Source organism: Halomonas sp. AOP13-D3-9 (genome assembly GCF_052379125.1).
Lineage (GTDB): Bacteria > Pseudomonadota > Gammaproteobacteria > Pseudomonadales > Halomonadaceae > Vreelandella.
The window spans coordinates 172323-198740 of record NZ_JBQSYH010000005.1; the positions used below are offsets into that span (position 1 = coordinate 172323).

20 protein-coding genes are annotated in these 26418 nt (G+C 56.9%); 11 read left to right on the forward strand and 9 right to left on the reverse strand.

Annotated elements, in window-relative coordinates; translation table 11 throughout:
- Nucleotide 1: 1 nt before the first annotated feature.
- Nucleotides 2–745, reverse strand: coding sequence for a carboxy-S-adenosyl-L-methionine synthase CmoA (gene cmoA / locus ACT3UM_RS07355; protein ID WP_035578187.1), 744 nt, complete (start codon nt 743–745; stop codon nt 2–4).
- 108 nt (nt 746–853) lie between these two features.
- On the opposite strand from cmoA, the gene pgi reads away from it, so the two are divergent.
- The 5 genes from pgi (at nt 854) to serB (ending at nt 9933) form a co-directional block, all read left to right on the forward strand.
- Nucleotides 854–2536 (forward strand): glucose-6-phosphate isomerase, encoded by a 1683-nt coding sequence (gene pgi, locus ACT3UM_RS07360; RefSeq protein ID WP_498897483.1) that lies wholly within the window; start codon nt 854–856, stop codon nt 2534–2536.
- A gap of 154 nt (nt 2537–2690) precedes the next feature.
- Entirely contained in the window at nt 2691–4586 is a 1896-nt protein-coding gene (gene parE / locus ACT3UM_RS07365) for a DNA topoisomerase IV subunit B (protein ID WP_498897485.1), read from the forward strand.
- 111 nt (nt 4587–4697) lie between these two features.
- Nucleotides 4698–6662 (forward strand): methyl-accepting chemotaxis protein, encoded by a 1965-nt coding sequence (locus ACT3UM_RS07370; protein WP_498897487.1) that lies wholly within the window; start codon nt 4698–4700, stop codon nt 6660–6662.
- A gap of 83 nt (nt 6663–6745) precedes the next feature.
- Nucleotides 6746–8992, forward strand: a complete 2247-nt coding sequence (gene parC, locus ACT3UM_RS07375) for a DNA topoisomerase IV subunit A (RefSeq protein WP_498897489.1) — start codon at nt 6746–6748, stop codon at nt 8990–8992.
- Nucleotides 8993–9012: 20 nt separating this feature from the next.
- Nucleotides 9013–9933, forward strand: coding sequence for a phosphoserine phosphatase SerB (gene serB / locus ACT3UM_RS07380; protein WP_498897491.1), 921 nt, complete (start codon nt 9013–9015; stop codon nt 9931–9933).
- 64 nt (nt 9934–9997) lie between these two features.
- Here the strand turns inward: serB and ACT3UM_RS07385 are convergent, their stop codons facing one another.
- The 6 genes from ACT3UM_RS07385 to ACT3UM_RS07410 are packed head-to-tail and all read right to left on the reverse strand — an operon-like array spanning nt 9998 to nt 15865.
- Entirely contained in the window at nt 9998–10384 is a 387-nt protein-coding gene (locus ACT3UM_RS07385; RefSeq protein WP_498897493.1) for a Na+/H+ antiporter subunit G, read from the reverse strand.
- A 43-nt stretch (nt 10385–10427) separates the two neighbouring features.
- On the reverse strand, nt 10428–10697 hold the full coding sequence (locus ACT3UM_RS07390; RefSeq protein WP_008958594.1) for a K+/H+ antiporter subunit F: 270 nt from the start codon (nt 10695–10697) through the stop codon (nt 10428–10430).
- The gene (locus tag ACT3UM_RS07395; RefSeq protein WP_498897496.1) at nt 10691–11188 is read right to left on the reverse strand and encodes a Na+/H+ antiporter subunit E; all 498 of its coding nucleotides are present in this window, start codon (nt 11186–11188) and stop codon (nt 10691–10693) included. The genes ACT3UM_RS07390 and ACT3UM_RS07395 overlap by 7 nt, the downstream gene beginning before the upstream one ends.
- Nucleotides 11185–12696, reverse strand: coding sequence for a monovalent cation/H+ antiporter subunit D (locus ACT3UM_RS07400; protein ID WP_498897498.1), 1512 nt, complete (start codon nt 12694–12696; stop codon nt 11185–11187). Before ACT3UM_RS07400 ends, ACT3UM_RS07395 begins: the two co-directional genes overlap by 4 nt.
- Nucleotides 12693–13025 (reverse strand): Na+/H+ antiporter subunit C, encoded by a 333-nt coding sequence (locus ACT3UM_RS07405; protein WP_035578205.1) that lies wholly within the window; start codon nt 13023–13025, stop codon nt 12693–12695. The genes ACT3UM_RS07400 and ACT3UM_RS07405 overlap by 4 nt, the downstream gene beginning before the upstream one ends.
- Nucleotides 13025–15865, reverse strand: a complete 2841-nt coding sequence (locus ACT3UM_RS07410; protein ID WP_498897500.1) for a monovalent cation/H+ antiporter subunit A — start codon at nt 15863–15865, stop codon at nt 13025–13027. The genes ACT3UM_RS07405 and ACT3UM_RS07410 overlap by 1 nt, the downstream gene beginning before the upstream one ends.
- A 173-nt stretch (nt 15866–16038) precedes the next feature.
- Between ACT3UM_RS07410 and ACT3UM_RS07415 the strand changes: the two genes are divergently transcribed.
- From ACT3UM_RS07415 to ACT3UM_RS07440, 6 genes are read left to right on the forward strand one after another with little or no spacing between them, the layout of a single operon-like run.
- Entirely contained in the window at nt 16039–16890 is an 852-nt protein-coding gene (locus tag ACT3UM_RS07415) for an ion transporter (protein ID WP_498897502.1), read from the forward strand.
- Between the two features lie 56 nt (nt 16891–16946).
- The gene (leuA, locus tag ACT3UM_RS07420; RefSeq protein ID WP_498897504.1) at nt 16947–18653 is read left to right on the forward strand and encodes a 2-isopropylmalate synthase; all 1707 of its coding nucleotides are present in this window, start codon (nt 16947–16949) and stop codon (nt 18651–18653) included.
- Between the two features lie 36 nt (nt 18654–18689).
- Entirely contained in the window at nt 18690–20192 is a 1503-nt protein-coding gene (locus ACT3UM_RS07425; protein ID WP_498897506.1) for a DUF3375 domain-containing protein, read from the forward strand.
- A 2-nt stretch (nt 20193–20194) separates the two neighbouring features.
- Nucleotides 20195–20950 carry a DUF4194 domain-containing protein gene (locus tag ACT3UM_RS07430; RefSeq protein ID WP_498897508.1) on the forward strand — a complete coding sequence of 252 codons (756 nt, stop codon included), beginning with the start codon at nt 20195–20197 and terminating at the stop codon, nt 20948–20950.
- Nucleotides 20950–24294 carry an ATP-binding protein gene (locus tag ACT3UM_RS07435; RefSeq protein ID WP_498897510.1) on the forward strand — a complete coding sequence of 1115 codons (3345 nt, stop codon included), beginning with the start codon at nt 20950–20952 and terminating at the stop codon, nt 24292–24294. The genes ACT3UM_RS07430 and ACT3UM_RS07435 overlap by 1 nt, the downstream gene beginning before the upstream one ends.
- Nucleotides 24278–25423, forward strand: a complete 1146-nt coding sequence (locus ACT3UM_RS07440; protein WP_498897512.1) for a Wadjet anti-phage system protein JetD domain-containing protein — start codon at nt 24278–24280, stop codon at nt 25421–25423. Before ACT3UM_RS07435 ends, ACT3UM_RS07440 begins: the two co-directional genes overlap by 17 nt.
- Here ACT3UM_RS07440 and ACT3UM_RS07445 read toward each other — a convergent pair.
- A complete protein-coding gene (locus ACT3UM_RS07445; RefSeq protein WP_498897514.1) occupies nt 25420–25869 on the reverse strand; it encodes an RES family NAD+ phosphorylase in 450 nt (149 codons plus the stop codon). The two genes, ACT3UM_RS07440 and ACT3UM_RS07445, sit on opposite strands and share 4 nt — an antisense overlap.
- Nucleotides 25866–26282: an Xre family toxin-antitoxin system antitoxin gene (locus tag ACT3UM_RS07450; RefSeq protein WP_498897516.1), complete on the reverse strand. Its 417-nt coding sequence runs from the start codon at nt 26280–26282 to the stop codon at nt 25866–25868. Before ACT3UM_RS07450 ends, ACT3UM_RS07445 begins: the two co-directional genes overlap by 4 nt.
- Between the last annotated feature and the right edge of the window lie 136 nt (nt 26283–26418).

The window sequence follows — 26418 nt, forward strand, 5'->3', positions numbered from 1 at the left end:
TTTAGCCCTCCTTAAACGCAATCAGCGAGGCAAAATTGAGGTACTGAAACCAAGTCATTGAGCGCGGAAAGCCTGCCTGCTTTAGCCGCCCATGCAGTGCGTCCAGCGTGTCTGGTACCAGCACGTTTTCCAGGGCAGTGCGCTTTTGGCTGATTTCTAAATCGCTGTAGCCATTGGCGCGCTTAAAGTCGTGGTAGCGTTCGACCCGCCAGGCGTTATCGCGCTCGTCGGCATCGACGGTTTTCTCGGAAAGAATCAGCACGCCGCCGGGTTCCAGTGCTGCATAAAGCCGCGCCAGTAGCGCATCGCGGTCAGCGGCGGGTAGAAACTGTAGGGTAAAATTGAGAATGATCATGCCCGAAGGCGCATACTCTAGGGTACGAATGTCGGCTTCTTCGACCTGCATAGCGTACGCTGGGCACTCGTCAGCGAAGGTTTGCCGTGCCTGAGTCACCATGGCGGGGGAAAGATCGACGCCTGTGTAGCGAAAAGCATCAGGCGGCAGCGCGCCCGCCAGTGCAAGCCCGGAGGCGCCAAGGGAGCAGCCCAGGTCATATACATGGGCACCGTGGCGAAGGTGGCGCTGGGCAATTAAACTCAGCATGCCCAGAATTTGCCCGTATCCAGGCACTGATCGACGGATCATATCAGGAAAGCATGCGACGACCTTCTCATCGAAAGAGAACCGCGCTACGCGGTCAAGGGGTGTCGAAAAGATAGCGTCACGGTAAGATGCATCACTCATGGGCAAGCCGGTATTGTTAATGAGGCTGCGTAGTTTACGCGTCCTTCGTAAGTCAGAACAGTACGCCAGAACAGACCTTGCATGGAACGACGCCACTGGAGATGCCACATGGCCTCAGCATCAAGCGCTACCCCCGATACGTTACCCGCGTGGCAGACGTTAAAGCATCACGCTGAAACGCTGCAGCACGTTCACCTAAAAACGCTGTTTGGTACCGAGCCCTCGCGCTGGGAAAGTTTTACTCGCCAGGTGGCGGGCTTGACGCTGGATCTCTCCAAGCAGCGCTGGGATGACGATACGCTCGAGCATCTGTTTACGCTGGCGACTGAAGCGGGGGTGCCCTCGGCGATTGAGGCACTGCTAAGCGGTAAGCGAGTGAATGTTAGCGAAAACCGTCCGGCGTTACATACAGCGTTGCGTTTGCCCGCCGATGCCTCGCTTGAGGTTGAAGGTGAAGATATCGTCGCTGCCGTGCACGAAAGCCTTACCCAAATGGAGCGCTTGGTGAGCCGGCTGCACGCAGGGCAGTGGCGCGGTGCCACCGGCAAGCCGATTCGCCATGTAGTGAATCTGGGCGTTGGCGGTTCAGATCTGGGACCCTTGATGGTCACCCATGCGCTGGCGGATTTCCGTCCCAAAGATATTCACCCGGTTGAGGTGCATTTTGCTTCCACCATGGATGGCTCGCAGTTAGCGGACTATCTGAGCCGGTTGAATCCTGAAACCACCATCTTTGTGCTGTCGTCCAAATCATTCACGACCATTGATACGCTCTCCAACGCTAACACTGCCCGGGAGTGGCTGCTGGGCCGTTTGACTCAGCATGGCGCGACGCCGATCAGCGCAGAATTAGTTGTTCGCCAGCACTTTATCGGGGTGTCGGCGAGCCCCGAGAAAATGACCGAGTGGGGCATTGCGGACGACCATCAGTTAACCTTTTGGGAGTGGGTCGGCGGGCGCTACTCGCTGTGGGGCACTATCGGCTTGCCGATTGCGCTGGTGGTGGGGATGGCGAATTTCCGCGAATTTTTAGCCGGTGCGCACGCCATGGATCACCATTTCGCTAAGGCAGAAATGTCGGAGAACCTGCCCGTGCTGCTAGCGTTAGCAGGAATCTGGAACGTTAATTTTCTGGATATCCGTGCGCACTCCATACTGCCCTACGATGGACGCTTGGAGTATTTTGCCGCCTACCTTGAACAGCTTGAGATGGAGTCCAACGGCAAGTCGGTCACCCGCCAGGGGCAACCGGTCAACTACTCCACCTGCCCGGTGCTGTGGGGGCAGCTTGGCCCCAATGCTCAGCACGCGTTCTACCAGTTGCTGCACCAGGGCACTCAGCCGGTGGTGTGCGATTTTATCGCGCCGCTCAAGCGCTATGATGAGGTGGAAGACCCGGATACCCGCCGTCACCTTAAAACCCAGCACCGTTTGGCACTGGCCAACTGCTTTGCTCAGTCTCGGGTATTAATGCTCGGTGACGACGCCTTGGAAGACGACGGCCCGCGACCGGAGCACAAGCGCTATCGTGGCAACCAGCCCTCGACAACGGTACTGCTCGACCAACTGACGCCCGCTACCCTGGGCTCACTTATCGCCCTTTACGAGCACAAGGTCTTTGTTCAGGCGGTGATTTGGGATATCAACCCGTTCGATCAGTGGGGCGTTGAGTTAGGCAAACAGATTGCCACGGATACCCAAAAGATTATCGACCATGAGGGAGATCTATCGCGGATGGATGCTTCCAGTAAGGGATTGATTGAAGCATTTTGGGCGGCGGAGCAGGAGTGACCTATCCCCGGCACCCCTGGCAACAAGCATGAAGCATGGCTAGATATACAGCTTTTTGCTTTTCAGCTATCCTGTGCGTCTTTGCCAGCCGCCAATTACTCGATTCAGCATTCAATATGGCTGCCAGTACGATTTTTCAGGGAACCGACGTTACATGACCCAGTTTGATGCCTCTCAGTACGGCGCGAGTTCCATCGAAGTCCTGTCGGGCCTCGAGCCGGTACGTAAGCGTCCCGGTATGTATACCGACACCACTCGCCCCAACCACCTTGCCCAGGAAGTCATTGATAACAGTGTCGATGAGGCGTTAGCAGGCCACGCCACCGAAATCAATGTCGTGCTACATAGCGACGGCGGGATCGAAGTGCAGGACAATGGCCGCGGCATGCCTATCGACCTGCATCCTGAGCACGGCGTATCCGGCGTTGAGCTGATCTTTACCAAACTGCACTCGGGGGGGAAGTTCTCCTCCACCAGCTACCGCTTCTCCGGCGGCCTGCATGGTGTCGGTGTTTCGGTGGTGAATGCGCTTTCGCGCCGCTTGGATGTGGAAGTTACCCGCGACGGTGCACGCCATGCCATGGCCTTCGAGTTCGGTGAAAAAGTTGAAGAGCTGCATGAAATTGGTAAAGCGCCCAAGCGGGCGAGTGGCACACTGGTGCGTTTCTGGCCCGATGAGAGCTACTTCGATAGTCCCAAACTAGCGCTAACCCGGCTCAAACACCTGCTGCGTGCCAAAGCGGTGCTTTGCCCCGGGCTCAAGGTCAAGCTGGTAGAGCCCGAGGGCACCACCACCGAATGGGAGTTCGCCGATGGCCTGCGCGACTATTTGGTAGAAGCCACCGATGGCTATGAAGTGCTGCCCCCCGAGCCATTTGTCGGCCACTTTAGCGACGACGAACACGGCGTGGACTGGGCCATCCAGTGGCTACCCGAAGGCGGCGAAGCGCTGCTGGAGAGCTACGTTAACCTAATTCCTACCCCCCAGGGCGGCACCCACGTCAACGGTTTCCGTTCCGGGCTCTTGGATGCCCTGCGCGAGTTCTGCGAATACCGCAACCTGTTGCCCCGCGGCATCAAGCTCACCGCCGATGATTTATGGGAGCGCACTTCCTTTGTGCTCTCGGTAAAAATGCTCGACCCGCAGTTTGCCGGACAAACCAAAGAACGGCTCTCATCGCGTACCATTGCTGGTTTTGTTTCCGGCGTGGTTAAAGACGCTTTCTCGCTATGGTTAAACCATCATGTGGATCAAGCCGAAGCGATTGCAGAGCTGGTGATTAGCGCGGCGCAGAATCGTCAGAAAAAAGCCAAAAAGGTCGCCCGTAAAAAGGTCACCTCCGGCCCCGCGCTGCCCGGCAAGTTGGCGGATTGCTCCGGTCAGGATCCCGCTCAGAGTGAGCTGTTCCTGGTCGAAGGGGACTCCGCCGGCGGCAGTGCCAAACAGGCCCGCAACCGCGAAACGCAGGCGATATTGCCGCTGCGCGGTAAGATCCTGAATACCTGGGAAGTGGAAACCCACGATATCTACGGCTCCCAGGAGGTGCACGATATCGCCGTTGCCATCGGCGCTGACCCTGGTAGCGCTGATTTGGAAAAGCTGCGTTATCACAAGATCTGTATTCTCGCCGACGCCGATTCCGACGGTCTGCACATCGCCACGCTGCTTTGTGCACTGTTTGTGCGCCACTTCCCAAGCTTGGTCGATGCGGGTCACGTCTATGTCGCGATGCCGCCACTTTACCGTATCGACTTGGGTAAAGAGGTGCACTACGCCCTGGATGAGAGCGAAAAGGCCGCCATTCTCAAGCAACTGGCCAACAAGCGCGGCACGCCAAACGTACAGCGCTTTAAAGGCTTGGGGGAGATGAGCCCGCTGCAGCTGCGTGAAACCACCATGTCGACGGAAACCCGGCGCCTGGTACAGCTCACTTTGACCGAGGGCGACGGCACCATGGAAATGATGGATATGCTGTTGGCTAAAAAACGTGCCGGTGATCGCAAAAAATGGCTGGAAGATTACGGCAACCTCGCCGATATCGAGGTTTAGCTAAAAACGGATAAGCGTTAACTAGGCGTTGTTACAGTAACGCGTGCTTTAGCCGATAGTTGAATGCAGGGCTTACAAACTCTAAAACCGTGCATTCATAGGGGAAAAACGTTGTTCAAAACCATATCTAGGCAGCTAACGCTGGCCGCGCTCGCTCTTATGCTACTGATGGCCGCCAGTATCTACGCCGTGATGGCGTGGCGGGGCCAACCGCTGGTGATTGAAGCAAGCCAGTCGTTGGTGGATCGAACGGGCGGTTCGATAGTCAACGCTTTGGATGCGCAGTTATCGCGGGTTGAAGGCAATACCTCGAGTCTTGCCGCCTTGGCTGAGTCGTTACCTCGCGACGAAGAACTTTATTTGCAAGCCTTCCCAAGAGTGGTAGATGACAACGGTAATAGCGTCATTGTCGGCGGTGGCATCTGGCCAGAGCCCAATGCATTTGAAGCGGGGGTTGAGCGTTTTAGTTTCTTCTGGGCAAGAAACGAGCAAGGCGGGCTTGAGTTTTTAGATGATTATAATGCCCCCGGTATGTCGCCTTATCAGGATGAAGAGTGGTACAGCAGCGCCCGTGATGCCGAACCGGGTCAGTGCGTATGGTCCACGGCGTATCGTGACCCTGCCACAGGCGTGGCAATGGTGACGTGTAGCGTCCCTTACTATCTGGATGATGAGTTTGCGGGCGTGGCCACTATTGATATGCAGCTAGAAGGTGTTGCCGAGTTTTTAACTGAAAACGGCGGTGCTACCGGTGGATATGCGTTTGTGCTTGATAGTGCGGGTAATGTCATTCATTTCCCAGGTGCTGACCTGGAAACGGATGAAATGCAGGGTTTAGCGAATTTAACCAGCAGTATGCCTTGGTTGCAGCCCGTTGTTGATGGCCTCAATGAAGGGCGCGACGAAATCAGCGTTGAGACCGCTGGGGTGCTGGATGCTCCCGCTTCGGTGCGCTTGTTTGATATGCAGGATACCGGTTGGACGCTTGGGTTAATGACGCCGCAAGAGGAAGTGACGGCGCTGGCGCGCACCCTAACGCGTGATTTGCTGGTTGTCATTCTGCCCCTGTTAGCCCTGTTGCTTGCACTTGGCTGGTGGGGCGGACGTATCCTGTTGCGGCAAATCCGCAGTACCACCCTGCAGATCGACCAGTTAGGCCAAGGTGGCTCCAGCCGCGAGCTAACCATTTACCGTGACGATGAAATCGGCGAATTGCGCAGCGCCGTTAACCGCTACTCAGATAAGTTGCAGCATCTATTTGGTGACGTGCGCAGTGTGGCGGATGCCATCGCCAGTGAATCGACGGAAATTGCCGCGGGCAATACCGAGCTTTCTAGCCGCACCGAGCAGCAGGCGGCTTCTTTGCAAGAGACCTCTTCCACGATGGAAGAGATGGCCGCGACGGTGAAGCGCAACGCTGACAACGCCCAAGAGGCGGATCAGCGAGCGAAAGAGTCAGCGGAAAAAGTGAAACAAGGTGGTGAACAGGTATCGCGGCTGGCGCAATCCATGGAGGCGATCAACGAAAGCTCCGGTGAAGTGTCGACCATTGTTAGTGTGATTGAGAATATTGCTTTCCAAACCAACATATTGGCGCTAAACGCCTCAGTTGAGGCAGCGCGTGCGGGTGAGCATGGCCGTGGGTTCGCTGTGGTGGCTAGCGAAGTTCGCGAGCTGGCGTCACGCAGTGCTGCCTCTGCCAGAAACATTAATGGGCTGATTAAAACCACTTCTGAGCAGATTGCGACCGGTAGTGGCTATGCTCAAGCCGCTGAATCTGCCATGAAAGACATAGTGGTGGCGATCGAAGAGGTGACTGCGCGGATTAGTGAAATTAGCCAAGCGTCTGGCGAGCAGACTAACGGCATTGACGAGATCAACCGGGCGGTTACCCAAATGGATACGGTAACTCAACAGAACGCCGGCTTGGTCAGCCAGGCCGCTGGTGCTGCCAATGAACTATCGCTCCAGGCCCAGCGCTTGAAAGGATTGCTGGATGAGTTTCACGGCAGTTCTCAAGCGGCTGTACTGTCACACGAGACGAAGGCACCAAACGAAAGGTATCAATTAACATAGCGAGCCATGTTAAGTGGCCGCGCGTCCGCTTATCAGCCGCCCCGACTGGGGCGGTTTTGTTGTCAAGGTAGGATATAATCGACATGGATATTCAAGTAGCGGAGGGCGACGTCGAACGTCTCTCCCTGCGCGACTACACTGAAAAAGCGTACCTCGACTACTCGATGTACGTCATTCTCGACCGCGCCTTACCCAATATCGGCGACGGCATGAAACCCGTGCAGCGGCGAATTATTTACGCCATGCGCGAGCTGGCGCTGCATGCTAATGCCAAGTACAAAAAATCGGCGCGTACCGTCGGTGACGTACTGGGTAAATTCCACCCCCATGGCGACAGCGCCTGCTACGAAGCCATGGTGCTGATGGCGCAGCCGTTTAGCTACCGCTATCCGCTGGTGGATGGACAGGGTAACTGGGGGAGTCCTGACGATCCTAAATCCTTTGCCGCCATGCGCTACACCGAAGCCAAACTCTCCAAGTTTGCCGAAGTGCTACTCGGCGAGCTGGGCCAAGGCACCGTCGATTGGGTGCCCAACTTCGACGGCACCATGCAGGAGCCCCTGGTACTGCCTGCAAAGCTACCCCATGTACTGCTCAACGGCGGTACCGGGATTGCCGTGGGCATGGCCACCGATATTCCGCCGCATAACGTCTCGGAAATCGTCGAAGCCACCTGCCACCTATTGCGCAACCCCAAGGCGACCACCGCTGATTTAATGGAATTCGTGCCCGCGCCGGACTTTCCCACCGATGCGGAAATCATTACCCCGCCGGCTGATCTGCGTAAGCTCTACGAGTCCGGCCGGGGCTCGGTAAAACTGCGTGCTCGCTATATTCGCGAAGAAGCCAATATCGTGATTACCTCGGTGCCCTATCAGGTCAGCGGCGCCAAGGTGCTGGAGCAGATTGCGGCGCAAATGCAGGCCAAAAAGCTGCCCATGGTCGCCGACCTGCGCGATGAGTCGACCCACGAAGAGCCCACCCGCCTGGTGATTGAGCCGCGCTCCAACCGTATTGACGTTGAGTCGCTGATGGCCCACCTGTTTGCCACGACGGATCTGGAAAAGAACGTGCGGGTGAACATGAACGTGATCGGCCTGGACGGTCGGCCACGGGTGATGCCGCTGCCCGAAATGCTGGGTGAGTGGCTGCAGTTTCGCCGTAGCACGGTGCGCCGTCGTTTAGAGCACCGCCTGGGCAAAGTCGAAGATCGCTTGCATATCCTCGAAGGCCTGCTAATTGCCTACCTGGATCTGGACGAAGTGATCCGCATTATTCGCGAAGAGGATGACCCGAAAGCGTCGTTGATCGCAGCCTTTAGCCTCTCCGAGCGTCAAGCGGAAGCGATTCTAGAGCTGCGCCTGCGTCACCTGGCCAAGCTCGAAGAGATGAAAATTCGCGGCGAGCAGGATGAACTGGAAAAAGAGCGCAAGTATTTAGAAGGCCTGCTAGGCAGCGAAGCCAAGCTCACTACCCTGATCGAAAAAGAGATTCGTGCCGCGGGTAAAGAGCACGGCGACGAACGCCGCTCACCGCTGGTCGAGCGCGAAGAGTCCAAGGCGCTTTCAGAAGTCGAACTGCTGGGCGCTGACCCGATTACCGTGGTGCTTTCCGATAAGGGTTGGATTCGCGCGGCGAAAGGGCACGATATCGACCCCGAAGGGCTCTCCTATAAAGCCGGGGATAGCTTCCAGCTGGCGGCGAAAGGTAAAACCAATCAGCCGCTGGTGCTGCTGGATGACACCGGGCGTGCTTATACGCTATCGGCGCATAACTTGCCCAGTGCCCGGGGCCAGGGTGAGCCAGTCACCGGGCGTGCAAATGTCGCCGCCGGGGCAAAAATGGCGGGGCTGATGTTTGCACCGCCCGAACGCCGCTTTGTGCTCGCCACCGACGGTGGCTATGGCTTTGTGGCGCGCCTTGATACGCTGACGGGTAAAAATAAAGCCGGTAAAGCGGTGCTTAGCCTGCCCAAAGGCTGCAATGTGATGGCGCCGGTTGAAGTGCCAGAGGGTGACGAGCTGTGGGTTGCCTCGGTTTCAAACGAAGGCCGGCTACTGCTGTTTCCCTTGGATCAACTACCGGAAATGTCCAAAGGCAAAGGCAATAAGATGCTCGATATACCCGGCCCAAGGGCTGCGCGCAGAGAAGAATTTGTCTGCGGTCTTACCGTGCTGGCGTCTAACGATGCACTAATGATTCATGCCGGTAAGCGCAAGCTAACCCTAAAAGCCGACGATCTGGCCTATTATCGTGGCGAGCGTGGCCGACGCGGCAGCAAGCTGCCCCGCGGCTTCCAAAAAGTTGACCGTTTAGAGGCAGGGGAATAAATAATGGCAGGAGCTAAGTGATGGCAAACGGTGACTTGATCCTAACCGTTTTAGCGCCGCAACTCACCGCGGAGATTCAGGCTCAGGTAGACGCGCTTATCGTGCAGTTTGGTCTACAGGAAAAGCGCACCCAGCGCCTTGCTGATATACAGCAGGGCGAGAGTATCGACTGCATTGAGCAGCGCTTGGTAGGCGAGGTAGATATTGAGGCCGTGCGCAATGCCGCACTGGTCCTGAGCGAAACCCTGGGCGTGGATATTGTTATCCAAGCAGATACGCGCGATCACGTTCAGCCCCGTTTGGTCTGTTTCGATATGGACTCCACGCTGATCAAAGCCGAAGTGATTGACGAGCTGGCCCGCCGCCATGGCGTTGGCGAAGAGGTCGCAGAAGTCACCGAGCGGGCCATGCGCGGCGAGCTTGATTTTAAAGCAAGTTTCCGCGAGCGGATGAGTAAGCTGGGCGGTTTGGATGAGTCGGTGCTGGCGGAGATCGCTGAGGAGCTGCCGCTGATGGAAGGCGTTGAACGGTTGATGGCCAACCTAAAACGCTTGGGCTATCGCACTGTGATTCTCTCCGGTGGCTTTACCTACTTTGCCCGCCACTTGCAGGAGAAACTTGGTTTTGATGAGATCCATGCCAATGAGCTGATCATCGAAGCGGGCAAGGTCACCGGCGCCGTTAGCGAACCGATAGTCGATGCTGAACGCAAAGCCGCACTATTGGAGTCCATTGCGTTAAGAGAAGGTTTTACTCTGGATCAAACGATTGCGGTGGGTGACGGCGCCAACGATCTAAAAATGCTCGCCAAGGCGGGTATGGGCATTGCGTTTCGGGCCAAGCCGTTGGTGCGTGCCCAGGCGCGTCAGGCGCTTTCTACCTCGGGTCTTGATGGCGTGCTCTACCTGCTGGGCTATCACCAGCAGGATTTAACATCGTAAATAAGCGGTCATAAAAAAGCGGGCGATGCCGAGAAGCACCGCCCGCTTTTTATTATATGGCGTTTCAACCATGCCCTTTATCTGGGTGCGGTACCGGCTTGTCGCCTACTTCTTCAGGGCGCAGCTCTACTGGTTTACCCTGGGTTTTATCGGCGTGTGTTAACTTCAGGTGCAGGCCTGACTTGGCCAACAGGTGGGCGCTGACGGGGGCGGTAATAAACAGGAATAGCGTAATCAGCAGCTCTTGAGCATCCGGTTTGCCGTCAATGCTCCAGAAGTACAGCATTGAAGCGATCAGCATGCAGCCGATGCCCAAGGTGGTGGCCTTGGTAGGGCCATGCAGACGCATATAGAAATCGCGCAGGTGCGCCATCCCCAGCGAACCGATGAAAACGAAGATACCGCCAGCGATTAGCAGCAGTGAAATAAGCGCTTCAATGATTACTGACATAGCTCCCCCTGACCTAGATTCATCATTCGATAGTTCATGTTAATCATTCGATGATGTCTCCGCGCAGAATATATTTGCATACCGCCACGGTGCTGATAAAACCTAGCATCGCGATTAGCAGCGCCGACTCGAAGTAGGTTTTGCTGTTCAGCCACAGCCCTAACAACACAATAAGTGCAATCGAGTTGACGTACATGGTGTCCAGAGCCAGTACTCGGTCGGGCAGGCTAGGGCCGATGGTCAGCCGATATAGGTTCATCAACAGTGCCATCACCACCAGGGCTAAGGTGATATAAAGCGCAATGCTCAGCATTCGTAAATCTCCTTGAGCGGGCGCTCGTAGCGCTCACGAATCTGGTTAATCAGCGCCTCTTCATCGTCGACATTTAAGGCGTGAATCAGCAGCGACTTACCATCCATACGCAGATTGGCCGACACGGTACCCGGCGTAAGGCTGATGGTGCTGGCCAGTAACGTGATGGTGAAGCGCTCTTCGAGCATTAGCGGGTATTCGATAAAGTGAGGCTTTAGTCTGCGCCAGGGGTTGGCGATCAAGTAAGCCACCTCAAAATTGGCGGTGATAATGTCGCCCAGTACCCGGAAGATAAACCGCAGTAGGGCGAAAGGCTTAGCGATCAGTGGCCGTGCATCCCAAAAGCGGTGGGTCAGCAGGGGGATCAAGATAGCTAACGAGCCGCCCAGCACGAATTGTCCAAAGGCGTAGCTGCGTACTAACAGCAGCCACACGACCAGCAACAGTAGCGATAATACAGGCGTGGGTAGCCAGGAACGCGGGGCGATCATTGGGCACCTCCAGCATCAGGTAGTAGCGTGCGAATCAGCACCTGGGGGTTGGCTAGTTGCTCAGCCGTGGCTTGAGTGTAGCTGCTCACCGGACCTGCAAGTGCGACTAATAGCGGGGCTGCACTCAACAGCCAGATAACCCCAAACCATTGGCGGTAGGGTAACGGGCTACCGCTGATACTGCCGCGATAGCTACGCCAAAACAGCGTAGAGCCTGCTCGGGAAAGGGCGATCAGCGAGGCCAGGCTGGTCAGCAGCAGTAGGGGCCAGAGCCATAGGCGCTGGGTGCCCTCGGCGGAATTAAGCATCAACGCCTTGCCGAAAGCGCCGGAAAACGGTGGAATGCCCGCTACGGCGATAGCGCCGATAAAAAACAGCATAGCAAGTGCGCCACCTTGCACCATAGGGCGGCCCTTGACCAAGCGAGTGCCCGCTTTGCCACGCTGTAGACCAATCATTTCCGCTAGCAGGAATAAACCACCGGTGATTAGCGTGGTGTGGATGAGGTAATAGAGTAGCGCAGAGACCGCCTGGGGGGAGCGCATGCCAATACCTGCCAGCAGCGTGCCCACCGACACCAACACCAGGTAAGCCACTAGCAAACGCAAATCCCGCGCGGCCATTACCCCAACGCCTGCGGCTGCCAGGGTGCCGAGCGATAGCCACCATACCCAGGGCTGCTCCAGCGCCTCCAAACCGCCAGCGCTCTCGCCAAAAATAAGTGAGTAAACGCGCAGAATGGCGTAAATCCCCACTTTGGTCATAATCGCAAACAGTGCAGCCACCGGGGCCGGGGCGGAGGCATAGGCCTTGGGCAGCCAGAAGTAGAGCGGTAAAATAGCTGCTTTTAACCCAAACACCACCAACAGCATTAGTGCACCAGCGGTCACTAAACCGTCGCGTTCGGTCGGTAGGTCAGCGACCCGGATGGCCATATCGGCCATATTCAGCGTGCCCGTGGCGCCGTATAGAATTCCCACCGCAATCAGAAACAGTGAAGAGCCCGCCAGGTTGAGCACCACATAATGGACGCTTGCCTGAATGCGCGCTTTGCCGCCACCGTGCAGTAGCAGGGCGTAAGAGGCTAGCAGCAGTACTTCAAAGAAGACGAACAGGTTGAACAAATCGCCGGTTAAAAAAGCCCCATTAATGCCCAGCAACTGCCACTGAAAAAGGCCGTGGAAGTTACTGCCTTTCTCGTCGTCACCCGCACAGGCAAAGACCACTGCGCCAACGGCCAATACAGCGGTCAGCAGCAGCATTAACGCCGAGAGGCGATCAAGTACCAGTACGATGCCGAACGGGGCTTGCCAGTCACCGAGTGCGTAGTAAGTGATTTCACCGCTAGCGGCCTGGCTTAACAAACCAATCGCTACCAGCAGCAGTAGCGCAGTGGCGGCAACGCTGACAATACGCTTATAACGCACCAGTCCCTGGCGTTGATAGAGCAGTAAGATGCCCGCCACTAACGGTAGAACAACAGGAAAAACAATCAGGTGCTGCATCATTCTCGGTCTTCCTTTTTACCGTCGACGTGGTCGTTACCCACTTCACTACGCGCCCGCATCGCCAGGATCACTACAAAGGCCGTCATCGCAAAGCCGATCACAATGGCAGTGAGCACCAGCGCCTGGGGGAGCGGGTCGGCGTAGTCAGTTCCCTCAGACACAATCGCGGGGCCATCAGTGGTTAAGCCGCCCATCGAAAACAGGAATAGATTCACGGCGTAAGAGAGCAGCGTAAGGCCCACCACTACCGGAAAGGTGCGGCCTCGCAACGTCAAGTAAAGGCCACAGGCGGTCAATACACCGGTGGTCATCGCATAGAGCAGTTCCATTAGCGAGGCTCCTTGGCAGAGGGCGTTGCCGCGCTGGCGTCGGCATCTTTTTCTGAAGCTTCAGTAACCGGGCGGTGGGCGGTGGTGACCTTGCCCAGGTTGGCAAGAATCATCAGCGTGGCACCCACTACCGCTAAATAAACGCCCAGGTCAAAGAGCAGCGCGGTGGCCAGTTCAAAGGTACCGATCAGTGGTAGCGAGAAGTAACCGAAGGCCGAAGTTAAGAACGGATGGCCGAATAGCCAACTACCCAGCCCGGTTAAGGTGGCAATCGCCACCCCGATAACGGCTACCGGTTGGAAGGGGAAGTCCAAACGCTCTTGTGCCCATGCAACGCCTCGGGCCATGTATAGCAGGATCAGCGCTACCGCCGTAATAAGCCCGGCAATAAAGCCGCCGCCTGGCTGGTTATGGCCGCGCAGGAAGATAAACGCGGAAACCAGCAATGCCAACGGCAGCAGCGTCATGGAAATTGAGGTCAGTACTGCAGGGTAGCGGTCGGGTGACCATACCCGGCCTTCTCCGTCACTGTGGGGGATAAACAGACGTAGGCGATTCAGCAGCTTGAAGATGGCCAAGCCCGCGAGAGCCAGCACAGTGATTTCACCCAGGGTATCGAAACCACGGAAGTCGACCAAAATAACGTTAACCACGTTATAGCCACCGCCACCGGGCTTGCTGTTTTCCACAAAGAAGCTGGAAATCGACAGTGTGTCGCGGGTCATCACCGCGTAGTTCAGGCTGGCAATTACCAAACCCAGTGAACCTGCTAGCAGCATATCGCGGACATTACGCAGCGGGCTGGATTCGCGGGGCGTTTTCTGCGGTAGGAAAAATAGCGCCAGCATCAGCAGAATCATGGTCACGACTTCCACCGAAAGCTGCGTCAGCGCCAGGTCCGGTGCCGAGAAGCGAGCAAAGGTGAGGGCTACAAAAAGCCCCACTACCGAGAGCATCAGCAGTGAAATGAGCCGGTAGCGATGGGTGGCGGCGGTAGCTATGCCACCAAACATCAGCATGCCCGCGCCTAACAGGAGAATACCATCCAGCTCTTGATTGCCAGCAGCACCCGTTAAGTCGGTGATCTGAACCAAGCCGATCCCACCCATGACTAATGCGCCTAGCCAGAGCCAGCCCACATAACGCTGTAGCGAATTGCCTTCCAGGGCTGCGATAAGCTGTTCGGCGCGATAGCCAATAGAAATAAGAATACGCTCGAACACACGTCGGGCATCCACCCCGGCAAACTGCTGGGTAAATCGACGCACTTCGCCATGGCGCCAATACAGCGCAATACCCACTACAAAAGCGAGCATACTCATGATAAGCGGCAGATTCACGCCGTGCCAGATGGCCAAGTGAAAATCGAGCGGACTGCCAATCACCGCTTGGCTGGCGAGCGCTAACAATCCTGTGGCCATAAAGGCTGGAAATAAGCCGACCACAACGCAAAGCGCCACCAATATTTCCACCGGCAGGCGCATTAGGTGCGGCGGTTCATGGGGCGATTTTGGCGGCGCTTCACGGGCTGGTTTGAAGAACACGGCGTGCACTAAGCGCAGCGAGTAAGCGACGGAAAGGATACCACCAAGCGTCGCCAACGTAGGTAGCAGCCAGCTTAGACCACCTAAAACGGGTGTCTCTAGCGCCTCGGTGAAGAACATTTCTTTGGATAAAAAGCCATTAAGCAGCGGTACGCCCGCCATCGCTGCCGCTGCGAAGGTTGTTAATAGTGCGGTCACCGGCATGGCTTTTTTCAGCCCACCGAGCTGCTTTAGCTCCCGGGTGCCGGTTTCATGGTCGATAATGCCAGCACTCATAAACAGTGCTGCTTTAAAAGTGGCGTGATTCAGAATGTGAAACAGTGCCGCCAAGATCGCCATGGGACTGCCGATGCCCAACAGCACGGTAATTAAGCCTAAATGGCTAACGGTGGAGAACGCCAAAATGCCCTTGAGGTCGGTTTTCATTAGCGCAAACCAGGCGCCATACAGCATGGTCACGATGCCCACCAACGAGACCACCACGCTCCACAGCTCGCTACCTGCGATGGCTGGGTGCAGCCGCGCCATCAGGAAAATGCCTGCTTTCACCATGGTGGCTGAGTGCAGGTAGGCCGATACCGGCGTGGGGGCCGCCATGGCGTGGGGCAACCAAAAGTGGAACGGGAACTGGGCTGATTTGGTAAACGCCCCCAGCAATACCAAGCCGAGCATTAGCGGGTAGCGGGAATCCGCCAGAATCACTTCGCCGCTAGCCAGTACATCGCCCATATTAAAGCTGCCCGCCATATCGCCCAACAGCAGTAAGCCCGCCAATAACGCAAGGCCGCCTGCGCCGGTAACAGTGAGCGCCATGCGTGCGCCTTTACGGGCATCCGATTGGTGCGACCAGTAACCGATCAGCAAAAACGAGGAAATGCTGGTTAGCTCCCAGAATAGCCAGAGTAGAATCAGGTTATCCGACATTGAAATACCCACCATTGACGCCATGAAAAGCATCAGGAAGGCGTAGAATCGGCCATATGGTTCATCTTTGGCTAAATAATAGTGAGCATAAAGAATAATCAGCAGACCGATGCCGAGTATCAATAAGTTGAACAGCAGCGATAGCCCATCCAGGCGAAACGCCAAGTTCAGCGCCAGCTCTGGCATCCAGGTGGCCGAAAAACGCAGTTGCTCGCCATCTAAAAGAGCTGGCACGTTGAGTAGCGTCATTACTAAGGCGGTAGCTGGCAGCACCGCCGTTGCGAGGGAACAGAAACTTCGCCCACGCTGTGCGGTGAGTGCCGGTACCAGTACGCCTAGCAGAGGCAATAAGGCTATCCAAAGCAGTGTCATGGGGTCATCCAGCGGCTAAAGTAAAAAAGTCAAAAGAGTACCAACAGGGCGTCTAAAGAGGCGTTCTGGTGGCGTAGGATACATCAAGTGAAACAACAGGATATCACTTGTGTAGTAGGTGTGTAATTTTAGTATAAAGTGTGCGGATTAACCGTTGAGAGATTTTTTGTTACATGAGCGAGCCCTTTACTACCTGGCAGTCCAGATTTGAAAAGCTGCGGTCAAACAAATTTTTTGAAGCGGCAGTGATCGCCATTATCGTCATTTCTGCCCTGGTGATCGGGGCAAAGACCTACGATGAAACCACTCAGGTTGAGCAGTGGCTGCTCTATCTCGATATTGCGGTAACGCTATTTTTCCTGACTGAGATTTTAATCAGAATGGCCGCAGAGCGCACCCTGCTGGACTTCTTTAAAAAGGGCTGGAACGTTTTTGATTTTCTTATTGTGACCGCCAGTCTCATCCCCATGGATGACTCGGAAATGGTGCTACTGGCCAGGCTGCTGCGTATTTTCCGGGTACTGCGCCTGGTGTCGATGATTCCAGAGCTTCAGATGCTACTTAGCGCCCTGGTCAAGTCGGTGCCGCGGATGGGCTATGTGGTGCTGCTGATGTTTATCATCTTCTATATATACGCAGCCATTGGCAGCTTTCTATTTCACAATGTAGACGAGGGTCTGTGGGGCAATATTTCCCTGGCCATGCTAACGCTATTTCAGGTGGCGACCTTTGAGAGCTGGGCTACTGCTGTGCTGTATCCGGCCATGGACGTCTACCCCTACGCTTGGATTTATTTTCTCACCTTTATCTTTTTGAACGCCTTTATCTTTCTCAATATGATGATTGGTATTGTGCTGGACGTAATGCAGAAAGAGAGCGCGCAAATGGCGCTGGACAATGGCGAAGGCGAAGAAGCCGAGCTGCAGTCGCTGCGCAATGATGTGCACGGGCTGAAAGCCCAGCTGGACCGCATGGAGTCAGCGCTCACTCAAGCCTACTCGAACAGCCCCCACACACCAGAATGATGCGGGCGGTAAGCACACCGATAAACCCACAACTGACTGATTTTAGGAGAGCCGCCATGATGTTGACTGATCCTGCCAAAAAGTACCGCCCCTTCGTGGCCGTTGATCTGCCCGACCGCCAGTGGCCAAGCAAGCGTATCGAGAAGGCGCCACTCTGGTGCAGCGTTGACTTGCGCGACGGCAACCAGTCGCTGATTGACCCTATGGATCAGGAGCGCAAGCAGCGCTTATTCGACATGCTGTTAAGTGTCGGTTTCAAACAGATTGAGGTGGGGTTTCCCTCTGCCTCACAAACCGATTTTGATTTCGTACGTTCGCTGATTGAGCAGGATAAAATTCCTGAGGATGTGACCATTCAGGTGCTGACCCAGGCGCGCCCGCACTTGATTGAACGCACTTTTGAAGCTTTGAAAGGCGCCAAGAACGCCATTGTCCACGTCTATAACGCCACTGACCCCATGTTCCGCCGGGTGGTATTCAACGTCGATAAGCCTGAGTGCGTGCAAATCGCCGTGGAGGCTACCCAGCAGATACGTGCCCAGATGGATGCTGCACCGGAAACCAACTGGACGTTTCAGTACTCGCCTGAGCTATTCACCACTACCGAGATGGACTTTGCCGTTGAGATCGTCGAAGCGGTCATGGCGGCTTATGGTTCCAGCGCTGATAAGCGCATGATCGTGAACCTCCCGGCCACGGTAGAAGTCGCCACGCCGAATAACTATGCCGATCAAATTGAGTGGTTCTGCCGCCACGTCAAAAACCGTGATCATCTGATCGTCAGCGTTCACCCCCATAACGATCGCGGCACCGGCGTAGCGGCAGCCGAGCTAACGTTGATGGCCGGGGCCGACCGGGTTGAGGGCACGCTGTTTGGCAACGGCGAGCGTACCGGTAACGTTGATATCGTCACCCTGGCGATGAATATGTACACCCAGGGGGTTAACCCTGCGCTAGATTTCTCCAATATCACTCCCATCATGCGCGAAGTGGAGTACTGCAATCAGCTACCGGTACATCCCCGTCATCCTTATGTGGGCGATTTGGTGTTTACCGCTTTCTCCGGCTCTCACCAGGATGCGATCAAAAAAGGCATGGCGGATCGGCGCGCAAATCCTGACGCCGTTTGGGACGTCCCTTATTTGCCTATCGACCCCCTGGACGTAGGCCGTAGCTACGAAGCAGTGATTCGCGTTAACAGCCAGTCGGGCAAAGGCGGGGTGTCTTACCTGCTTGAGCAGGAGCACGGCATTGAGCTGCCGCGTCGGCTCTCCATCGAGTTCAGCCAGGTAGTGCAGGAAGTGGCAGAGCGCACAGGTAAAGAAATCACCTCTCAAATGATTTATCAGGCCTTTGCCGATGAGTATTTAGAGCAGCGCGCACCTTTTGCGCTAGTGAGCCATCGTTTGTCGTCGGAGCCCGACAGCCCCAAAGTCACGTTGGATGCCGTGGTCGAACAAAACAGTGAGCGACAAACGCTTACTGGCGAAGGCAACGGCCCGCTAGCCGCCTTTGTCAAAGCGCTGGCCGCCGCCGGGCACGATGTGGAAATTATCGACTACCATGAGCATTCCCGCGGCCAGGGCGCGGATGCCGAAGCTATCGCTTATGTGGAAGTACGTATCGATGGCAAAGCGGTGTTTGGTGTAGGCACCGATGAGAGCATTACCAGTGCCTCCATGAAAGGCGTCCTTAGCGCGATCAATCGCCACCACTCCACCCAGCCCGCGGCGGCGAACGTGACGGCGGAGACGTTGGGATAAACAAGGCTTGAATGCTTAAGCGACTTAGATATCAATATGGACAGTAACCCCCAGCAACGCACTCGACACTATATCGCTGCCCGCAAGCAGCACCCCGCTTGGCTATTGCTGGCGTCGCCCCGTGCGCCGTTGGTGCTGGGGTGCCTGACATCGCTGTTTGAATTCAGCGAAGACGGTATTGCCGAGGCGGATGCCCTGGAAGCGCTGTCGCAGATGCTGGGGCGCTACGCCGAGCAGGATGAGTACGCGATCGACCCTGACAATACGCGGCTGCAGGCCGGGCGAGAGCTGCGCCAGTGGATCCGGCGCGGCTTGGTTACTGAGCGTGGTCAGCGTTTGTATGCCACCGATGCCTTGTCATCGGCGATCCAGTTTATCGACTCGCTGGATAACCGCATTATGACCTCCACCGCCTCGCGGCTGTCGGTGGTGCAGCGTGAGATCGAAAACCTGGAAGTGGGCCTCAACCCCAACCCCGAGAGCCGTAAGGCGTCGATCCGGCGCAAAATCCAACAGTTGGAGAGCGAACTAGCCGATGCGGAAGCCGGGCATGTGCCGGTGCTTGCCGAGGCGGAGGCCGTTGAGCGTATCCGCGAAGTGTTTAATCTAGCCACCGGGTTGCGAGCCGACTTTCGCCGGGTGGAAGACTCCTGGCGCGAGGCCGATCGTTCGTTGCGCCAGTCGATCATGTCCGAAAAGTACCACCGGGGCGATATTGTTGACCGCTTGCTGGATGGTCAGGAAGCGCTGCTGGATACCCCGGAAGGGCGCGTGTTCGATAGTTTCCTCCAACAGCTACGCCAGACTGCCGCGCTGGATATGATGCGCCAGCAGCTACGCACCATTCTCGTTCATCCCGCCGCAGAAAAAGCGCTTAATCGTTTACAGCAGCAGGATCTTAAACTTCTGCGTATGCGGCTGATACTGGAAAGCCAAGCCGTTTTGCAGGCCCGGGCGCGCAGTGAAAAGGATGTTAAAGGCTTTATCAAAACCGGGCTGGCCGCCGAACACCACCGGGTGGGGCAGTTGCTCAACGACATCTTTAATACTGCCCAAGCGCTAGATTGGCAGCGCCAAAAGGTGCGCCGGTCAGACGTAGCGTCGTTGCCGCCGCTGGGCTTTGCCTTGGGTAACCTGTCGGTGGTCGAGCGGCTGCGTTTCAAAACGTTGGAAAACGAGCAGGACGAGGTACTTAACCTTGACCAGCAGGCGAGTGACTTGAGCGATATTGAGGCTGAATTCTGGGACTCCCTGGATGGGTTAGACCGTGACGCCCTGGTACAGGAGACGCTGGCGCTGCTGGCAGCAGAGGGACGCCCGCTGACCCTGGCAGAACTGGCCGAGCGCTTGCCGCCCAGCCACGACTTGGAAACCCTGGCGCTATGGCTGGGCATGGCGCGGGAAGCGGGCATCGAGATTGCCGGGCCGGAGACGCAGGAGCTGGTGCTCACCGATAAGGAGCAGTGCGACTGGCTATTCCGGGTGCCCATGGTCACCTTGAGTGAACAGGCCTTAAGCGGTATTGAGTGGGAGTTTTAAGCATGGCGGGTGTATTTGATCGAATTGTTAAGCAACAGGGCGTGGATGAGGCCAGTGAAGAGGAATTGCCTGATCAGCCCCGTGAACCGGCTTCAGCGCATCAAAGTAACGCACTGGATGCTGCTGGTGAGGAGATAAACAGTGAAACCTCCGCCCGCACCGACCTTAAGCTGCGTGAAGTAGCTCAAGAATTGCTGCGCATGGGGCTGTTGGAAGAGAGCCAACGACCCCAGCTGTACCGCGCAGCCCTGGTCGCCATGGAGCGGCTTAATGCCACCTTAGAGCCACTGGATTTAATCGCCCGCGCCGATGAGATCCGTGGACTGGTCTTTCTGGCGATACGCCATGGAGATGCCGACGCGCCCCAGGATGATTGGTCGCATCCATTGGTGCGCAAGCAGCGGCTGAACCTGGAACAGACGCTACTGGTGGCGATTTTGCGTCAGTACTTTATTGCTTACGAGCAGGACGCGGGCACCGGCGCTGGCGACGCCATGGTCGCCGTTGACGAGCTAATTCCGCAGATGCAGGTATACCTGGGTGAAAGTGGTAGCGAGGCCCGTGAGCGTACCCGAGTGCTGCAGCTGTTGGATCAACTCAAAGGCCATGGCCTGGTATCGGCGCCGGATAGCCATGAGCGGGTGGCCATCCGGCCAATGATCGCCCACTTGGCCAACCCGGAAAACCTTACCGCCTTGCTGTATGAGTTAAAGGCGCGGGTAGCCGCGGAGAGTAGTGACCACGGGGAGAGCGTGTAATGACCACCACGACGCTTAGCCAGCCTTCACTACTGGAAGAGCCTCAAGAGAGCGGTTGGCAACTGGCTCCCACCTATATTTTGCAGACCCTGGAGCTGTTTAACTGGGGCGGTTTTGGCGGTATGCATAGGGCCGATATCGACGCCCAGGGCAGCGCCATCATCGGCCCCACCGGCAGCGGCAAGACCACCCTGGTGGATGCGCTGATGACGTTGCTCACGGCCAACCCCAAATACAACCTCGCCTCTACCGGTGGCCATGAGAGTGACCGGGATCTTGTCTCTTATGTGCGCGGGGTGAGTGGCCCAGGGGATGGCGGCGAGGGACAGTCGCATATCGCACGGCCGGGCAAAACCGTCACCGGCCTGGTGGCGACACTTAGCAATGGCGAAAGCCTGGTGCGTATCGGTGCGCTGCTGTGGTTTGACGGCACCAGCATGTCGCCGTCGGATATGAAAAAGCTATGGCTGTTCAGTACCGCCCCCGAGCATACCTTGCAAGGCTGGCTGACGCTGCAACAGGAAGGCGGCATGCGCGCCTTGCGGCAACAGGATAAAACCGACACCGGGATTTGGACGTACCCCAGCAAAAAGGGTTTTCTAGCGCGCCTGCGCGACTTTTTTGAAGTGCTTGACAACGCCTTTAACCTGCTTAATCGGGCGGCAGGACTGAAGCAGCTCAACAGTATCGATGAGATTTTTCGCGAGCTGGTGCTGGACGATAACGCTCAGTTCCAGCGCGCCCGGGAAGTCGCCGACAGTTTCGATGACCTGACCGCCATTCACGAAGAGCTTGAAATCGCCCGCCGTCAGCAGCGCTCCCTGGAACCCATCAACACCGGTTGGGAAAAGTACCAGCGCAACCAAACGCAGCTGGATGACCAGGAAACGCTTAGCCGGGTGCTACCGGTGTGGTTTGGCGAACAGGCTCACCTGCTGTGGAAGGCCGAAGCAGAGCGTCTGCAGCAACAAACCCAGCAGGCCGAGGCCGAGTTGGCAGCGGCTGAGGAGCAGTACGCTCATCAGTATCAAAGCTGTGAGCGCTTAAATGAGGCTTATCTGCGCCTGGGCGGTTCGGATATTCAGACCCTGGAAGCGCTGGTCAGGGAAAAACAAGCCAACCTGGAGCGATGTCAGCGCCATGCGGCAGACTACCAGCGGTTGGCACGCTCGCTCTCCCTTGATGATGCCCTCAACCGTGAAGCAGTCGCCACCAATCAGATGCTGGCCGCCGAGCAGTTACAGCACGCCCAGCAAGAGCTTGAAGCCGCCAAACAGGCCGCCTTTGAGCAGGGTAGCCAACGCTTTCAGATTGAGCGCGAAGGCAGTGAGCTGCAGGATGAGCTGGCCCAGGTAAAAGCGCGCCCAGGGTCGAATATTCCGGGGCGCTTTCAACAGTTCCGCGCCCTGCTGGCCGACGCCTTGGAACTCACTGAAGATGACCTGCCCTTTGTGGCTGAGCTGGTGCAGGTGAAAGAGGGCGAGCAGGCCTGGCGCGGCGCGATTGAGCGGGCAATCGGCAGCCACCGGCTGCGTATTCTGGTACCGCCGGAGGCCAGCCGCCAAGCGCTAGACTGGATCAATAGCCGCCACAATGCGCTGCATGTACGTATCCTGGAAGTGAAACCGCCATCGCGCCAGCCGCGCTTTTTCGAGGATGGCTTTACCCGCAAGCTCGACTACAAGGAGCACCCCTACCGCGAAGCAGTGAAAGAGCTCCTGGCCGGGCTGGACAGACACTGCGTTGCCTCGCCGGAGATTTTGCGCGAGACACCCCATGCCATGACGGTGGAAGGGCTGATGTCGGGCAAGGCGCGCTTTTTTGACAAGCAGGATCAAAAGCGGCTAAGCGATGATTGGCAAACCGGCTTTGATAACCGCGACCGGCTGGCGGCGTTAAGCGCGCAAATCAGCGAAGCGGAAGCGCGCTTGCAGAGCGCCAAGGCGGCAGAAGAGCAGGCGAAGGCCTTACTGGCTACACTTGAACAGCAGGTGGTGTCGCTGACGTCGCTGGTGGAACTGGACTATGCGCTGATTAACACGCCCCACGCCGAGCGTGAATGGCAGCAGCAACGGGACAAACTGGCGGCCTTGACCGCACCGGATTCCGATGCTGCGCTAGCCAAACGCCAACTGGAGCAAGCCCGCGAGGAGTTGGCCGCACTGGAGCAGCAAAAGACCCAGTGCATCAAGCATAGTGCTGAGTTAAACAGTCAGCTGAACACCGCCCAAAAAGAGCAGCAGCGGGCGTTTCGCAAAAGCGAAGCGGGGTTGAAGGAGGCTGAGCGCGCCCTTGCCGATGGCCATTTTTCGCCCCTTGATAAGCAGCAGCTGGCCAACGTTGATGAACTGGAGCGCCAAGCCGCCGCCGCGTTGCAACAGCAGCTAACCACCCTGCGTGCCACCCAAAGCCGGCTGGAAAAGGAGTTGGTCAAAGCCATGTCGGATGCCCAGCGCGAAGACCGCGGGGCGCTATCCGAGGTCGGGCGCGAGCTGGAGGATGTGCCCGACTACCTGGCCCGGCTCAAGGTGCTCACCGAAGAGGCCCTGCCGGAGAAGCAGCAGCGTTTTCAGGCCTACCTGACCGACTCTTCCGACCAAGGCGTATCGCAGCTGCTGGCCACCATTGAGGGGGAAGTGGAGCGCATCGAAGAGCGGCTGGACGACCTCAATAACACCCTGCGGCGGGTGGACTTCCAGCGCGGCCGTTACCTGCAGCTGGTGGCGAACAAGGTGGTGCATGAAAGCCTACGCACCTTTACCCGGGCCAATACGGCGCTTGCCTCGTCGCGGTTTGTCGAGGATGGCGGCGAAAGCCAGTACAAGGCGCTGCAACATATTATCGCCCTGCTGCGCGATGCCTGCGAACGCCAGCGTACCTTGGGGGCACGGGCGTTATTGGATCCGCGTTTCAGGCTTGAGTTTAAGGTCGCGATGATCGACCGCGCCGATGGGCGGGTGATTGAAACCCGTTCGGGATCCCAAGGCGGCAGCGGTGGTGAAAAAGAAATTATTGCCTCCTATGTCCTCACCGCATCGTTGAGTTACGCGCTGTGCCCGGATGGCAGCCCGCGGCCGCTATTCGGCACCATCGTGTTAGATGAAGCCTTTGCGCGCAGTTCGAATGCCGTTGCCGGTCGCATTATTGCCGCGCTCAATGAGTTTCACCTCCACGCGCTGTTTATTACTCCCAATAAAGAGATGCGCTTGCTGCGCAAGCACACCCGCTCGGCGGTGGTGGTGCATCGGCGTGGCAATGCCTCCAGCCTGACACCGATCAGTTGGCAGGCGCTGGATGCGGTGCGGGAAAAGCGCCGCAAGGGGCAAGATGAAGTCCCCCGCTGATATCGCTGGCCGCCTGGCCAAGCAGTGGCAGCAGCCCTTTTGGCGGGTGGAGCGGCTGTTGTCCGCCGATAGCTGGCCGCTGGTGCTGACGATTGGCAAACCAACCGGCCGCCAGTTCGCCGAGCAGACCGCGCAGGTGCAGGCCCATGTGCAGCGCTGGCGGCAGGTGGCGGTGGGCGAGGTCGTGTGGGATGAGGTGCGTTTCCGCGCCGCCGCCGAGCCGGTATCTATGCCCGTGCAGTGGATATTGCCTCAACCCTCGGCGTGGGCGGCCGCGACCGATGATGCTCAGGTGCAACACGAGTTTGCGGCCCTGGAAACCCTGGTGGCAGGCGTCAATCAGCGCTACCGGGAAGTCTTCGTTCGCGAGCGTGCCCTATGGCGCAACAAAGCGATTGACGAGCTGATTGACGCCGCCCGCTTAGCGGATTTACTGCAGCCAGGCATGGCCGAGGGCCGCCCATTAAGGCTGCTCAAAGGGCTGGGGGTGGACACCAAATTTATCGAGCGCCATAGCGTTTTACTGACACGCCTGCTTGATGAACGCTACGACGGCATGGTGAGCCAACAAGGGTTAAGCGGCTTTCTGGATGCCCCCGACGATAAGGACCACTGGCTGTTAGTCGTGCCCTTGGAAAAGGGTCTATTGCCTTTTCAGCGCCAGCGCATTACCGCCAGGGAGCTGGCGGAGGTCAGCTTGCCAGGCTCGCGGGTGGTGGTGGTCGAAAATGAGCAGTGTGAACATTTACTACCCGCCATGCCCGGCAGCGTGGCGATTCTTGGCGCAGGGCTGGATCTGCACTGGCTGGCAGGGGAGGCGCTGGAGCACAAAGCGGTGGCCTATTGGGGCGATATGGATACCTGGGGGCTAGTGATGCTGGCCAGGGCCAGGCAGGCGCTGCCCTCGATTACCCCATTAATGATGAGCGAGACCCACTTCACGGCATTTTGCCACGACAGCGCAGTGCCGGAGCCGGTACCCGCCGAGTTGCCTGCCGCTGGCCTGAACGAGCGCGAAATGGCCTTTTTTAAGTTTCTTAAAGCCCAGCCCCAGGGGCGCTTGGAGCAGGAGTATCTGCCGGTGGAAGAGGTGCAGCGTGAGTTGCTGGGTTGGTTGGAGAGTTGCTAGCTCACTAGCCTGGGGTCGAGAGGAAACTGCTCAACCGAAAGCTTAGCTAGGCTGGCTTCAGGATGGCGCGGGTTAAACAGATAGTTGCTGTTATGCGGCACAATCACCGTGGGTACTTTGAGCAGTAAAGCGCTGCCTTCACTCAGCCATTGTGACCCGAGCGAGCGGGTGAGATGCTGTTGCTGATGCCAATTTTCTGGCAGTTGCTTCTCAACACAGGCCTTGCTGGGAGATGACGGAAGCTCAATCCGCAGTAGGGTAAAGCGATCAGGTAGCTCATCAATGCTCATTTCAAAGTGAACGAGCACTTCAAGCAGCGCCGTGGCGGGCGAGTCTGCCAGGTACACTACCGGTTGGCCTTTGTGATGCCATCGGCCAGCAGTGATCGTGCCGCCTATGCCAGAGAGATCTGTGTAGTTGGATATACGCCAGTAAACGCTGGTCAAGCAGTAAACCCATAGTGGAGTTGCTGAAGTAGCTCTTCAACCGCTTCATAGCCAGGCGTGGTGGTGACAGCTGCCAAGGCGCTGATTCCCCCCAGCGCACGGCGAGGTTTCTCTAACCAACGAATAGCTTTCTCACGGTTGCCGAATACCTCTTCGGCGAGAATAACGATTCTACTCGTTCGGTAGAGGCGGTCTCCCTCGTCGGGCGTTAAGGGTTTTCCTTTTGAGCGCCGATGATCATGGGTGCGGCGATTGATAATTCCGACACCATAAGCATCAATGCCGTGCTCTTTACGTAGCCGTTCAAGGGCATCAAGTGGCACGCCGTTGCGGATCAGGTCATCCGAGCGCGCACCCGCAATACCGCCCATTAGCGCAATAACGTCACTTTCCACTGCATCAATAGTATCCATTGAAAAGCTCCTTTCTAATGGTTTATGACCTTAAGTATAGGATATCTTATTCTATCCGGCAATTTGCTGTAAATAATTGCGCAAATTGCCTAATGGAAGCGTTGTAAAGAGCAAACGTTGTAAAGAGTAACTGCTG